The 13,551-nt window shown below is 71.7% G+C and carries 10 protein-coding genes; 3 read left to right on the top strand and 7 right to left on the bottom strand.

Going from position 1 to position 13,551, the window contains the following annotated elements:
* The first annotated feature begins 58 nt into the window (after nt 1–58).
* The 3 genes from AC07FN_RS01155 to AC07FN_RS01145 all read left to right on the top strand — a co-directional run bounded on the left by AC07FN_RS01155 (nt 59) and on the right by AC07FN_RS01145 (nt 8,117).
* Nucleotides 59–4,849 carry a type VII secretion system-associated protein gene (locus tag AC07FN_RS01155; protein ID WP_478393777.1) on the top strand — a complete coding sequence of 1,597 codons (4,791 nt, stop codon included), beginning with the start codon at nt 59–61 and terminating at the stop codon, nt 4,847–4,849.
* Between the two features lie 6 nt (nt 4,850–4,855).
* Nucleotides 4,856–7,213, top strand: a complete 2,358-nt coding sequence (locus tag AC07FN_RS01150) for an ADP-ribosylglycohydrolase family protein (protein ID WP_478393776.1) — start codon at nt 4,856–4,858, stop codon at nt 7,211–7,213.
* Nucleotides 7,214–7,340: 127 nt separating this feature from the next.
* The gene (locus AC07FN_RS01145; RefSeq protein ID WP_358576725.1) at nt 7,341–8,117 is read left to right on the top strand and encodes an enoyl-CoA hydratase-related protein; all 777 of its coding nucleotides are present in this window, start codon (nt 7,341–7,343) and stop codon (nt 8,115–8,117) included.
* A gap of 3 nt (nt 8,118–8,120) precedes the next feature.
* Here the strand turns inward: AC07FN_RS01145 and AC07FN_RS01140 are convergent, their stop codons facing one another.
* The 7 genes from AC07FN_RS01140 to AC07FN_RS01110 form a co-directional block, all read right to left on the bottom strand.
* Nucleotides 8,121–8,723 carry a Uma2 family endonuclease gene (locus AC07FN_RS01140; protein WP_478393775.1) on the bottom strand — a complete coding sequence of 201 codons (603 nt, stop codon included), beginning with the start codon at nt 8,721–8,723 and terminating at the stop codon, nt 8,121–8,123.
* A 61-nt stretch (nt 8,724–8,784) separates the two neighbouring features.
* Nucleotides 8,785–9,153 carry a barstar family protein gene (locus AC07FN_RS01135; protein WP_397526436.1) on the bottom strand — a complete coding sequence of 123 codons (369 nt, stop codon included), beginning with the start codon at nt 9,151–9,153 and terminating at the stop codon, nt 8,785–8,787.
* Nucleotides 9,154–9,203: 50 nt separating this feature from the next.
* Nucleotides 9,204–9,629 (bottom strand): guanyl-specific ribonuclease, encoded by a 426-nt coding sequence (locus AC07FN_RS01130; RefSeq protein ID WP_452612049.1) that lies wholly within the window; start codon nt 9,627–9,629, stop codon nt 9,204–9,206.
* Nucleotides 9,626–9,862, bottom strand: coding sequence for a hypothetical protein (locus tag AC07FN_RS01125; protein WP_358306283.1), 237 nt, complete (start codon nt 9,860–9,862; stop codon nt 9,626–9,628). Before AC07FN_RS01125 ends, AC07FN_RS01130 begins: the two co-directional genes overlap by 4 nt.
* A 160-nt stretch (nt 9,863–10,022) precedes the next feature.
* Complete coding sequence (gene mmsB / locus AC07FN_RS01120; protein WP_132489266.1) at nt 10,023–10,913, bottom strand: 3-hydroxyisobutyrate dehydrogenase; 891 nt, start codon at nt 10,911–10,913, stop codon at nt 10,023–10,025.
* A 48-nt stretch (nt 10,914–10,961) separates the two neighbouring features.
* The gene (locus AC07FN_RS01115) at nt 10,962–11,996 is read right to left on the bottom strand and encodes an enoyl-CoA hydratase/isomerase family protein (RefSeq protein WP_478393774.1); all 1,035 of its coding nucleotides are present in this window, start codon (nt 11,994–11,996) and stop codon (nt 10,962–10,964) included.
* 238 nt (nt 11,997–12,234) lie between these two features.
* Nucleotides 12,235–13,404 carry an isobutyryl-CoA dehydrogenase gene (locus AC07FN_RS01110; RefSeq protein ID WP_478393773.1) on the bottom strand — a complete coding sequence of 390 codons (1,170 nt, stop codon included), beginning with the start codon at nt 13,402–13,404 and terminating at the stop codon, nt 12,235–12,237.
* Nucleotides 13,405–13,551: the final 147 nt, after the last annotated feature.

Raw genomic sequence — 13,551 nt, 5'->3', positions numbered from 1 at the left:
CGGTGGGTGGGGGCGATCAATGCAAGGCTGGACGAGGAGTCGGGGACAACAGCGCGAGATGAACACGCAGCAGCCGAATCGACCGGTCATCACGCCGACCATGCGAGAACAGGCCATGAAGCAGCCGAACACCTGGCTGTACGTGGTCGACCCGATCTTCACCGATCCGAACGCCGAGGTGCCGCCGTGGGGCTTCATCGGCGGCTACCGGGTCGATGAGCAGGGCGAGATCACCGACGACTTCTCCCCCAACCCGAACTACCGACCCTCGCCGGTCGCGCTGCGGCTGCCCGCGCCGACCAACGACGTCGAGCGGGCGCTGCAGCTGACCACCACCGGCTACGCCCAGGGGCACGCGCTGCTGACCGCGATGCTGGACGCCGAGCTGATCCTGTTCGCGCAGCCGCAGGGCAACGGGCTGTTCACGATGGAGCACGAGTCCGGCCGCCGGCAGCTGCAGGTGTTCACCTCCGAGGGTTTCCTGCCGCCGAACTGGACGACCTGGCAGCGGATGACCGGCCGCCAGCTCGCGACGCACCCCCTCACCGGCATCGACGTGCAGGTGAACCCGACCAGCCCGGTCAAGGCCCGGCTCCCCGCCGAGGACCTGGCCAAGGCCGCGGCCGCCGTGCCGCCGAAGGCGCCGGGAGTGCCGGTGCACTCCCCCGCCACCGGCACTCCGGTGGTCACGCCGCCGGGAGCCGCGCAGCAGCCGCCCGCGGCACCGGCGCCGCCCGTCGAGCAGGCCCCGAAGCCGGCGGTGGATCCGGCCGAAACCGAGTACGGCCGCCGGTTCGTCGGCTCGATGCTGGCCGGCGCGATCGGCGACGCGCTCGGCGCGCCGGTGGAGTTCTACCCGGTGGACCAGATCCGCAGCCGGTTCGGCGCGATGGGCGTCACCGAGTACGACCGCGCCGGTGAGCAGCCGGGCGAGTTCACCGACGACACCCAGATGACGCTGTTCACCCTGGAAGGCCTGATCCGCGGGCACATCGCGACGCGCTCGACCGGCGCGGACAGCCCGCTGTCGGCGATCCAGCTCGCCTACCAGCGCTGGCTGCACACCCAGGGCTACGCGTGGATGCGCGCGGCCGGGCCGTTCACGATGAGCCACCCCAAGCCCAACGGCTGGCTGATCGACCAGCGCGACCTGTTCGTCGTGCGCTCGCCGAACAGCAGCTGCATCACCGCGCTGCGGGAGTTCGCCTCGGTCGGCGCGCCCGGCACGTTCGAGCGGCCGATCAACGATTCGCAGGACTGCGGCGGCGTCGTCCGGGCCGCCCCGGTCGCGCTGTGGTCGGACGACCCCAAGCAGGTCTTCGAGCTCGCCGCCGCGACCGCGGCCCTGACCTACTCGCGGCCCAACGGCTACCTGCCCGCCGGCGTGCTGGCCGTCGTGGTGCACCGGTTGCTGCGCGAGGAGACGCTGGAAGAGGCGGTGCGGCAGGCCCGCGAACTGCTCGTGCAGTACCACGGCCACGAGGACACCGACCGCGCGTTGCAGGCCGCCGAGGATCTCGCCAAGCAGGGCAAGCCGAGCCCGGAGGAGCTCAAGGACGCGCTGGGCGGCGGTTGGGCCGGGCACGAGGCGCTGGCCATCGCGGTGTGCGCGGCGTTGAGCACCGACACCGTCGCCGCCGCGCTGATGGTGGCCGTCAACCACTCCGGCGACAGCGACTCCACCGCGGCGATCTGCGGGAACATCGTCGGCGCCCGCTACGGTTCGACCGCCTTGCCCGGGGTGTGGCTGCGCGACCTCAAGCAGCGCGAGATCGTCGAGACGCTGGCGAAGGACGCGCTGCTGGAGTTCAGCGCGGCGCCGCCGACCGGGGACGCGTGGGCCTCGCGGTACCCGGCCGCGAAGGACATCTCCGACCTGATCTTCACCTCCGACCTCCCGCTGGTGGGGTCGGAACCGGTCGCCAAGCAGGCGGAAGCGGAACCGGCGCCGGTCGCCGACGAAGCACCGGCCGAAGCGGCCGAACCCGACGTCCCCGCAGTTTCAATTGAAACTGCGGACCAACCGGAGGCCGAGGCTCCGGCGGAGGACACCGCACCCGCCGAACCCGAGGTGCCTGCGGTTTCAATTGAAACCGACGACCAGCCGGAGGCCGAGGTCACCGCGGTCGTCGACGTCGCCGCGGTCGTCGAGGCGGTCGAGGAACCGGTCGAAGCTTTCGTCGACCCCAGCGAACTCCGGCCGCACCGCATCCTGGGCTTCCTGCTCGGCGGCGCCGCCGGCGACGCGCTCGGCTACCCGATCGAGGACGACTCGCTGCAGGACATCCGCCGCAAGTACGGCGTCGCGGGTCTGACCGACTTCGTCGACGCCCACCGGCCCGGCGGCTCGATCAGCGACGAGACCCAGATGACGCTGTTCACGCTGGACGGTCTCATCCGGGCCAGCATCCGCCGCCGGCTCTTCGGCGAGAATGAGCCCACCACCCAGGTGCAGCACGCCTACCAGCGCTGGCTGCACACCCAGGGCTTCGACTGGCGGGAGGCCGGCGGGCCGCTGGCCGCGAACCCGCCGGACGGCTGGCTGATCAAGCAGAAGGGCCTGTTCGTCCGCCGCGCGCCCGGCACCACCTGCATACAGGCGTTGCACGGCTACGCCAACGGCAACAAGCAGGGCTCGTTCGCCAACCGCCTCAACGACTCGAAGGGCTGCGGCGGCGTCATGCGGGCCGCCCCGGCCGGGTTGTGGTCCGCCGACGCGGCCGAGGTGTTCCAGGTCGGCGCGATGACCGCGGTGCTGACCCACGGCCACCCCAACGGCTACCTGCCCGCGGGGGCGCTCGCGGTGATCGTCCAGCAGCTGCTGGCGGGCCGGTCGCTGCCCGAGGCGGTGGACCGCGCGCTCACCGAACTGTCCACGTGGGACGGTCACGAGGAGACCAGCACCGCGCTGCGCCGGGCCATCGAGCTGGCCACCGCGGGCACCCCGACGCCGGAGCAGATCCACGAGGTCCTCGGCGAGGGCTGGTTCGGCGAGCAGGCCCTGGCGATCGCGGTGTGCGCGGCGCTGACGTACCCGGAGTCGTTCGCCGACGCCGTGATCCTGGCCGCCAACCACTCCGGTGACAGCGACTCCACCGCCGCGATCTGCGGGAACATCATGGGCGCGGCGCACACGGCGGACGCGATCCCGCAGACCTGGCGGGACAAGCTGGAGCTGCGCGAGGTCATCGAGGCGGTGGCCGGCGACGCGATCCAGGAGTTCGGCCCGACCCCGCCGACGGGCGCGGAGTGGCTGGAGCGCTACCCGATCGGCGACGTGGAGCCCGCCGCCGAGCCGGCGGTCGTGGAGCCCGCCGAGGCGGTCGAAGAGCCCGTGCCGGCAGCGGAAACGCCCGAGCCCGAGCCGGTCGTCGAGGAGCCGGTCCAGGAAGTGCCGGAAGCTCCGGCCGTCGAGCCCCTGGCGGCCGAAGTTCCCGCCATCGAGCCCGCGGCCGAAGTTCCCGCCATCGATGTGCCCGCTGCCCAAGCCCCGGTCGTCGAAGCCGCCGCTGTCGAAGCCCCGGCTGCGGAAGTCGCCGTCGCGGAGGCGCCGGTCGATGCCGACGACGAGGCCGACGACGGCCTGTCGGACGAGGAACAGCAGCTGCTCAGCGTGTGGCGCAAGTTCCGCGACAACGGTGAGGGGAGTTCCGCCGACCTCACGCAGAGCCTGCAGAAGCTGCTCGTTGAGGCCTTCGGCGCCGAACGCGCCGCCCAGCTGATCGGCGAGGCCGCGGCCGAGCCCGAAGCCGAGGTCGAGCCCGCCGCCGAAACCCAGGTGGAGCTCAGCCGGAGCGAGCGGCTCGAAGGCTGCGTGCTGGGCTCCGCGGTCGGCGACGCCCTAGGTGCGCCGTGGATGTTCACCGACCTGCGCAAGATCCTGCGCGAGAACCCCGAAGGCGTCCGGGAACTCACCGAGCTCTTCGGCCGTCGCGGCTCGGCCACGGTGTACACGCAGCAGACCACGTTCGTGCTGGACGCGCTGATCAGCTCGCACATCCGCTCGGCGCTGCGCGGGATCGCCGCGCACCGGCCGTCGATGGTGCGCCTGGCCCTGCTGCACTGGATGCACACGCAGGGCGCGCAGGTGTCGAACGAGGAGGTCGACGGTGTGCTCGTCGGGACCGAAGCCCTTCGCGCACAACGGTTCCCGGACGAGGCGACGCTGACGGCGTTGGCCCGCTTCGCCGACCGGCGCGACGTCCCCACCCCGGCCAGCCCGCCGAACGCGGCCCGGACAGCGGTCGCCACGGTGCGCGGGGCGGTGGTCGGCTTCGACGCCGCCGACGTGCCGCACGCCATCTCGCTGGGCGCGGAGATCGCCGTGATCACCCACGGCCACCCGGACGGCTTCCTGCCCGCGGGCGCGCTGGCCGGCCTGGTGTGCGCGCTGAACAGCGGCCAGACGCTCGTCGACGCCGTGCACGTGGTGCTGGCCGAGCTGGACCAGGTGGAAGGCGCCGAGAACACCGCGCAGGGCTTGCGCGCGGCGGTCCAGATCGCCGGCGGCGGACCGGCCTCGCCCACCAGCTTCGACGAGCTGGGCCTGGGCTGGAACGCGCCGGAGGCCCTGGCCATCGCGGTCGCGGCGGCGCTGTCGCATCCGAACTCCATCTCCGACGCCGTGTCGCTGGCCGCCACCCACGCCGGGAACACCGCGGCCACCGCAGCCATCTGCGGCAGCCTGCTCGGCGCCGCCCGGGGCGCCGAGGAGATCCCCGCGGACTGGGTCGGCGAGCTGGAGCTGCGGGAAGTCCTCGCCCAGCTGGTCACCGACGAACACCGTGCCAGGACGGAGATCTTCACCGACACGCCGGCGCCCGACTGGGCCGGGCGCTACCTCGGATAATCCATAGTGGACGAAATAGGTCTCGACGAGACGGAACGAGCGCTGCTGGCGGCGTGGCGGGAGGCGCGCGCGGCCAGCCGCCGCGACCCGGTGGAGCAGCAGCTGCTGGACACCTGGCGGCAGTGGCGGCGGCATCCCGCCACCAGGCCGCTGTGGGCGACGGCCCTGCAACACCGGCTCGCCGCGGAAACCCCGCCGGCACCCGCCACCGGCCTGGCCGATCGGGACGGCGCGCTGCCCGAGGCGCCGGGCCGGCTGCTCGGCATGCTGCTGGGCGGCGCGGTCGGCGAGTTCGTCGCGCTCGGGCGGGTCGGCGAGCGCACCACCGCCGTGCTCTTCGTCCTGGATGCCTTGATCCGCGCGCACACCAACGCGCGGTCGACGGGCGACGGCGACCCGGTCGGTTCCGCCCTCGCCGGGCTCCAGCGCTGGCTGCACACCCGGGGCGTGCCGTGGCGCGACTGCGGAGCCGACACCGCCCAGCCCAACGGCTGGCTGGTCACCGAGCCCGCGCTGCGCGGCACCGGCAGCGACGACCCAGCGATGCTCACCGCGCTCGCCCGGGTCGCCGCCGGGCACGCCGCCGGCTCGCGGCAGCAGCCGATCAACTCCTCGGACACGGCATCCGCTGTGCCGCTCGGCGCGCTCGCCGCGCTGTGGTCGGGCGATCCCGGCACGGTGTTCGCGCTCGGCGGCGATCTCGCCGCGCTCACCCACGGCCATCCCAACGGCCACAGCCCGGCCAGCGTGCTCGGCGTGGCGATGCTGTGGCTGCTGCGCGGGAACTCGCTGCAAACCTCGCTGCGGCAAGGGCTTTCCGGCTGGCAGACGGGACGCACGGCGCTGACCCGGGCCCTGCGGCTCGGCCGGCTCAGCCCTGCCGGATTCCGTCCCGGGCGGGCCCACCTCGACGCGATGTCCACCGGGCGCAGCGGCCTGGACGCGCTGGCGATCGCCGCCCGGGTCGCCACGGCCTGCGAGGACGACTTCGCCGGCGCCGTCGAGTCGGCGAGCCTGCACAGCGCCGACGCGGCCGCGCTGTGCGGGCAGCTGCTCGGCGCTCTGCACGGCCCGACGGCGATTCCCCCGCGATGGCGGGAGGAACTGCCGATCATCGAGCTCGTCGAACGGATTTCCGAGGACGCGGCAACGGAATTCGGCCCGTACCCGGACGAATCCGACCGGTGGCAGCGCCGCTATCCGACCACCGAATCCGCCGAACCCCAGGCACCGTCCACAACGGACTACCGCACCGGGCTGACCGCGGTGCCCCGGCTGGCCGCGTCCCGCGACCGGTTCCTCGGAGCGGTGCTCGGCTGCGCGATCGGCGAGGCGCTCGGCTTGCCCATCGCCGCGGACAGCTGGGACGAGATCCGGGCCCGGCACGGCGCGGACGGCCTCACCGACTACATCCCGGCCGGCCACCCGTCGGGACGGCTCGGCAGCGACACCCAGCTCCTGCTGTTCTCGCTGGAGGGCACGATCCGGGCCAACGTCGCGCGCCGCACCACCGGCGCCGAGGACCCGGCCCGGCACATCCAGCACGCCTACCAGCGGTGGCTGCACACCCAGCACCTGAGCTGGCCGCGCGCGGCAGGCGAGTTCCTGGGTGGCACCCCGGAGCCGGACGGCTGGCTGGTGCGCCAGCGGGCGCTGTTCCAGACCCGCAACCCGGGCCGCACCATGATGCGCACGCTCATCGCGTTCGCCAAGGGCCAGCAGCGGATGGGCTCCCCGGACCACCCGGTCAGCGACTCGCAGGGCAGCAGCGCGATCATGCGGGCGGTGCCGGCGGCGCTGTGGAGCAACGACCCGGCGGAGGTCTTCCACGTCGGCATGCGAACCGCGGCGCTCACCCACGGCCACCCGGCGGCCTGGCTGAGCGCGGGCGCGCTGGCGTTCCTAGTGTCGCGGCTGATGAACGGCGAGCCGCTGGCCACAGCGGTCGATGCGGCGCTGGAGCAGCTCACCCCGCACACGGGGCACGAGGACGTCAGCCGCCGCATCTCCGCAGCGGTCCGGCTGGCCCGCAGCGGCCGCGTGCCGCCAGGTGATCTCGAACGCGCCCTGGGCGCCGGCTCGACCGCGGCCGAAGCGCTGGGCATCGGGCTGTACGCGGCGCTGGCCTGCGACGGGGACTTCGATGCGGCGTTGCCGGTGGCGGTGAACCACTCGGGCAACAGCGCCACGACGGGAGCGGTCTGCGGCAGCCTGATCGGCGCGGCGTCCGGCGCGGAGCGGATCCCGGAGCGCTGGACGGTGGAGCTGGAGCTCTACGAGGTGATCGAGCGCCTCGCCCACGACGCGGTCCTGGAGTTCGGCCCCCGGCCGCCCGAGTGGGCCGACCGCTATCCCTCGACCTGACAGGGCCGCATGTACTTCGTGCTGCTGCACGCACGGCCCGTGACCTGCGACGGAGGTTCTCGAGCCGATCCGAAGTGGGATGTTGCTCACTGGCCCGCGGGGGCTAACGACGGTTAACGTGCCTGTCATGGATGAGCTTGTGCACCTCGCCGTGGCCGATGGCATCGCGACGATCACGCTGGACTCGCCCCACAACCGCAACGCGCTGTCCGCGCAGCTGCGGCGCGAACTGCGGGACCACCTGAGCGCGGCGATCGCCGACGACGCGGTGCGCGTGATCGTCCTGGACCACACCGGCAAGGTGTTCTGCGCCGGGATGGACCTCAAGGAGTCGCGCTCGGCCGACTCCGAGAAGCAGGGCGTCAACGAGTTCCCGGCGATCCTGGAGCAGATCTGGACCAGTCCGAAGCCGGTGGTCGCCAAGCTCGCCGGCCCGGCCCGCGCGGGCGGCGTCGGCATCGTGGCGGCCTGCGACATCGCGGTCGCGGTGGACGCGGCGACCTTCGCGTTCTCCGAGGTGCGCATCGGTGTCGTGCCCGCGGTGATCTCGGTGACGGTGCTGCCGCGCCTCGACGCCCGCCAGGCGCACGAGCTGTTCCTGACCGGCGAGACCTTCGACGCCCGCCGCGCTGCCGAGATCGGCCTGCTCAACTCCGCCGTCGCCGCCGACGAGCTGGACGCGGAGGTCAAGCGCTACACCGACATGCTCGCCCTGGGCGCCCCGGGCGCGATGGCGGCCACGAAGGAGATGCTCATCGGCCAGCGCCCGTCGAGCATGGGCGAGGCGTTCGCCCAGATGCTGGAGCTGTCGGCGAAGCACTTCGCGGGCGAGGAAGGCCAGGAGGGCATGCGGGCCTTCGCGGAGAAGCGCAAGCCCGCCTGGGTGCCCGACGCCCTGAAGTGACGCTCAGGCGCCTTCGCCGCCGATCCGCTCGCGCCACGGTCCCTTGGCCAGCAGCCAGTGCGGAACGAGCTTGACCGGGAACGGGAAATCGGTGGCGAAGACGTCCTCGCCGATCGCTTGCCGCTCCTGGCGATACTCACCGTCTTCCAGACGCAGTTCCTCGATGGCTGGTTGATCCAATATCGGGTTGATGATCCAGTACGCCTGGATCCCGAACTTCGCGTATTCGTGGGTCTTGGTGTAGTAATCACGCCACCCGCTGCTCGGTGAGACGACCTCGATCGCGAGCAGAGGCGGCCGGGTGAGATACGGCTCCTCGCTGTCTTCGTCGTGGATCACCGAGAGATCTGGAATGCGGTGATGTGTCCGATCGCCGTTGAAGTTGTAGCCCGCACCCTGGAGAACCTTGTACTCGTCTGGCGCAGCTACCCCCAAGTGGAGGTGCAATCGGTTCTCGATATCCGAATGCCTGAAGGTCGGCGCAGGAGACACGTCAAGCCTCCCGTCGACCAGCTCGTAGCGGCGCCCGTCGTCGGGTAGCCGCTCGAGATCGTCGACGGTCATCGGCGCGTGCTGCTCGTCCGCCCGCATGTTCACGACAGTCATACTGCCTCCTGTTCTGCACGGGAGCCAGTATCGCGAGGCGTGCCTGATCACCAATGGGCGATCAGGACCTGGTCAGCACCGCCGTGAACTCGCGGCCGCAGATCGGGTGCTCGGAGGCGTCGCGGAGCACCGCGTTGATCCGGCCGAACGCCTTCGGGTCGTGCTCCGCCAGCGCCTGGAAGCCCGACCAGACCAGCACGTGCTCGCCCTCCGGCAGCCAGGACAGGTCCGTCAGGCAGTCGTAGAGGGCGTCCAGGTTGCGGCCCGTCCACTCCGGGAAGTTCAGCACCGCGGCGATCCCGTCCAGGGTGGTCCGCTTGCTGATCAGATCGGAGCCGTCCAGCACGTGCGCGACCGCGCCCCGCTGCTCGGCTTCCTGCACGGCTTCGCGCGCAGTGACGTCGGCGGACGGCTGCTCCACCTCGCTCACCGTCGGCTCCTTCCGCACCCTGCTGGCCCACTTCGTCGCAAACATCGCACTCAACCCGCGGCGTCGACAACCACAAATGACTCGTAATGATCGCTCGTGTAGTAAAGCTCGGAATGGCTGCCGGTGACCAGTCGCCGGGCACCGCGATCTTGGGAACCCGGCGTCTTCACGGTGTACTCGTGGTAGTAACCCGACTTCTGCTCCGGCAGGACGCCTTCTCGGTTGCCGAACACCGAGCCGTCCTTGCCCGGGTACGGGAACGGGCCACCCTTGATGATCAGCTGCCAGGTCTGCCCGGCCTCCGGCGGCAGCGTGGACAGCGCCTTGACCGGCAGGCCGGACTCGACACCGGGCACGGCCCGCTGCTGCGTCGCCGCGCCGGGATCGACGGCCACGTAGTCCCGGACGAACCAGCCGATGACGACCAGGGCGATCAGCCCGACCAACGCCACCGAGATGCGCTTGCGCGACGTCACGCCGCCGTCCCCTTCCGCCCGGCCTCGCCGTCCCGGCGGCCGACCGGGGGTTCCGCGTCGCGAACCCTCGTCAGCTTCGCGCCGAGGCGGTCGATGCCGCGGTCGATCACACGGGCGAGCACCCAGCACAGCGGCAGCAGCACCGCCAGCACCAGGGTCACCTGCAGGGGGTAGACGAGCTGCACGAGCCACAGCTCGACGCCGTCGTACCACTCGACCAGCCACTCCAACACAGAGCGTCAGGGTACGCCCGGTCCGATGAAGCCGTGCGCCACCCCGGGTCCCGCCCGCGACTACCCCGCGTGCGCGCCTCCCGCGGCGCAGCACGATTTCGCGAGGAACCGACCACCACCAGGGGAAACGGTAATTCCTCGCGAAACCGGCATCGGGCCGTCAGCGCTGCTCGGAGTGCTCCCGGACGGATTTGATGATCGCGCCGAAGTCCAGGTCGCCGCCGCCCTCCTCGTTGAACCGCTGGTAGAGCTCGGTGGCCAGGCGGCCGATCGCGGCGTCGGTGCCGCTCTGCTCCGCCGCCGAGGCCGCCAGCCTGAGGTCCTTGAGCATCAGCGCCGCGGCGAAGCCGGGCTCGTAGTCGTGGTTGGCCCGGCTGGTCTCCACCAGGTCCGGAACCGGGCAGTTGGTGGTCAGCGCCCAGCACTGCCCGGTGGAGATCGACGCCACGTCGTAGAGCGCCTGGTGCGACAGCCCCAGCCGCTCCCCCAGCACGAACGCCTCGCTCACCGCGATCATGGACGCGCCCAGGATGAGGTTGTTGCACATCTTGGTGACCTGGCCGTTGCCCGGTCCGCCGCAGTGGATGACCTTGCGCGCCATCGGTTCCAGCAGCGGTTCGGCGCGGCGGAAGTCCTCCTCCGAGCCGCCCACCATGAACGTCAGGGTGCCCGCCTCGGCGCCGGCGGTGCCGCCGGAGACCGGGGCGTCGATCGAGCCGAAGCCCGCCTCGGCGGCCCGCTCGTGCGCCTGGCGGGCGTCCGCGACGTCGACGGTGGAGGAGTCGATGAGCAGGGTGCCGGGCTTCGCCGCGGCGAGCACGTCGTCGTAGCAGGCCAGCACGTGCTTGCCGCTGGGCAGCATGGTGATCACCGCGTCGGCACCGGCGGCGGCGTCGGCCGCCGATGCGACGGTGGTCACGCCGTGCCGGTCGGCGACCTCCAGCGCCGCCGGGATCAGGTCGAAACCCTGCACCGAGTGGCCGGCCTTGACGAGGTTCGCCGACATCGGGCCGCCCATGTGGCCCAGCCCGATGAATCCGATGACAGCCATTGTCATTTTCCCCTTCTGCGCTGGAACTTCCGTCAAGGCCGCCGCGGATCAGCCGAACAGCTCCGGCTCGTCCGCGACCGGTTCGAAGAACTTCTCCACCCGAGATTCGTCCACATCGGACAACTGCGCCGGCGACCACTGCGGGTTGCGGTCCTTGTCCACCAGCGTCGCGCGCACGCCCTCGACGAAGTCGCCGATGCGCACGCACGCCATGGCCAGCCGGTACTCCTGGACGAGGGCCTCCTCCAGTGAGCCGTAGTCGCTGCGCAGGGCCTTCAGGGTGACCTTGAGCGAGGTCGGCGACTTCTGCCCGATCACCTCTGCGGTCTCGCGGGCCGCTTCCTCCGGCCGCTCGCGCAGGCGCCGCAGGATCTCCTCGACGCCGTCCGCCGAGTACGCGGCGTCGATCCACTCCCGCTGCGCGGCCAGCGAGGCCTCGGGCGCGGATTCGGAGAACTTCTGCAGCACCTCGTCCACCTCGCCGGTGGCCAACGCCTCGACGAGTTCCGGCAGGTTCGCGCTGTTGACGTAGTAGTCGGCGACCCCGCAGTAGATCGCGTCCGCGCCGCCGGCCGGCGCACCGGTCAGCGCCAGGTGCGTGCCGAGCTCGCCGGGGGCCCTGGAGAGCAGGTAGGTGCCGCCGACGTCGGGGATGAAGCCGATGCCGACCTCGGGCATGCCGACCTTGGAGCGCTCGGTGACCACCCGGTGCGAGCCGTGCGCGGAGATGCCGACGCCGCCGCCCATGCAGATGCCGTCCATGATCCCGATGACCGGCTTCGGATAACCCGCCAGGGCCGAGTTGAGCTGGTACTCCTCGGTCCAGAACGCGGCGGGCAGCGACTCGTCGCCGGCCTTCGCCGCGTCGTGCAGGGCGCGGACGTCGCCGCCCGCGCACAGCCCGCGCTCACCGGCCCCGTCGATCAGGATCGCCCGGATGTGCTCGGCGGTGCGCCACTGCTCCACCGCCTGCGCCATCGCCCGGACCATCCCCAGCGTCAGCGAGTTGAGCGCCTTGGGGCGGTTGAGCGTGATCCGGCCGAGCGAGCCCTGTTCGCGAACCAGGATCTCGGGCTCCGTCATAGTGCGACTCCTGTCTTCATGTGCACGGACCGGCTTGCGTTCCGGTGCGCCAGCGGAACCTCAGCACCCGCCTCTACACCCTCCTGCCGCAATTTCCATTGAAATCGAAGCTTCGATTTCAATGGAAATTGCGGACCACGCGACGTCGGGGCGGTGCTCGCGAGGCGCCGGACTTGCGTCGAGCACTGCGAACCTCCCAGTCCGTGCTGGTGCGCTGCCCACCCGAGGCCGCCGGCGGTCAGGCCGCCAGCAGTCCCCTGGAGATGATCAGCCGCATGATTTCGTTGGTGCCTTCCAGGATCTGATGCACCCGCAGGTCGCGGACGATCTTCTCCAGGCCGTACTCGGCAAGGTAGCCGTAACCACCGTGGATCTGAAGTGCCTCGTTGGCCACCGCGAACCCCGCGTCGGTGGCCAGCCGCTTGGCCATCGCGCACAACCGGGTGGCCGCCGGGTCCTTGACGTCCAGCGCCCACGCCGCCCGCCACAGCAGCAGCCGGGCGGCCTCCAGCTCGGTGGCCATGTCGGCGAGCTTGAACTGCAGCACCTGGAACTCGCTGAGCTTGGCGCCGAAGGCGCTGCGTTCCCGCACGTAGGCGAGGCTCTTGTCGAGCGCGGCCTGCGCACCGCCGAGCGAGCACGCGGCGATGCTGAGCCGGCCGCCGTCCAGGCCGGTCATGGCGATCCGGAAACCGATGCCCTCGTCGCCGAGCCGCTGGGCAGCGGGCACCCGGACGCCGTCGAAGATCACCTGCCGGGTCGGCTGGGCGTTCCAGCCCATCTTCTTCTCGTTGGCGCCGAAGGACAGGCCCTCGGCGTCGCCCTCGACGATGAAGGTGGAGATGCCCTTCGCGCCGGGCTCGCCGGTGCGGGCCATCACCACGTAGACGTCCGAGGTCCCGCCGCCGGAGATGAACTGCTTGACCCCGGTCAGCAGGTAGTCATCGCCATCGCGCACCGCGCGGGTCTCCAGCGCCGCCGCGTCCGAGCCCGCGCCGGGCTCGGTGAGGCAGTAGCTGGCCAGGCGTTCCATCGAGCACAGGCCCGGCAGCCAGCGGGCGCACTGCTCGGCGTTGCCGAAGCGGTCGATCATGCCCGCGCACATGTTGTGGATGGAGATGTAGGCGGCGATCGACGGGTCGCCGGCGGCGAGCGCCTCGAAGATCAGCACCGAGTCGAACCGGCTCAGGCCGCTGCCGCCGACCGACTCGTCGACGTAGATCCCGCCGATGCCGAGCTGCCCGGCTGCGCGCAGCGCCTCGACCGGGAAGTGCTTGGCCTGGTCCCACTCGATGGCGTGCGGGGCGAGTTGTTCGGTGGCGAACTCCCGCGCGGTCTGCTGGATCGCGCGCTGGTCCTCGGTGAGCTCGAACGGCGACACCGGGCCGGCCACGGCTGCAACGGACACGTCCACTCCCTTCCCCGTGATCGATTTCGCGCCTCCCGGCGCGGGGGGGGGGGGGGGGGGGGTTGCCAACCCCCCCCCCCCCCCCCCCCCCCCCCCTTTCTTCTCCACCCTCACTTCCAGCTGTTCCAATCGCCCACACACCACCAA

It is taken from the genome of Saccharopolyspora sp. NPDC045941 (assembly GCF_056431445.1).
This window is presented reverse-complemented; position numbering and strand designations above follow the sequence as displayed.

Bases quoted from the DNA above. Each gene is read 5' to 3' on its own strand.
- AC07FN_RS01155 (WP_478393777.1), top strand. From the start codon at position 59: ATGAACACGCAGCAGCCGAATCGACCGGTCATCACGCCGACCATGCGA.
- AC07FN_RS01145 (WP_358576725.1), top strand. From the start codon at position 7,341: ATGGATGAGCTTGTGCACCTCGCCGTGGCCGATGGCATCGCGACGATC.
- AC07FN_RS01140 (WP_478393775.1), bottom strand. From the start codon at position 8,723: ATGACTGTCGTGAACATGCGGGCGGACGAGCAGCACGCGCCGATGACC.
- mmsB (WP_132489266.1), bottom strand. From the start codon at position 10,913: ATGGCTGTCATCGGATTCATCGGGCTGGGCCACATGGGCGGCCCGATG.
- AC07FN_RS01115 (WP_478393774.1), bottom strand. From the start codon at position 11,996: ATGACGGAGCCCGAGATCCTGGTTCGCGAACAGGGCTCGCTCGGCCGG.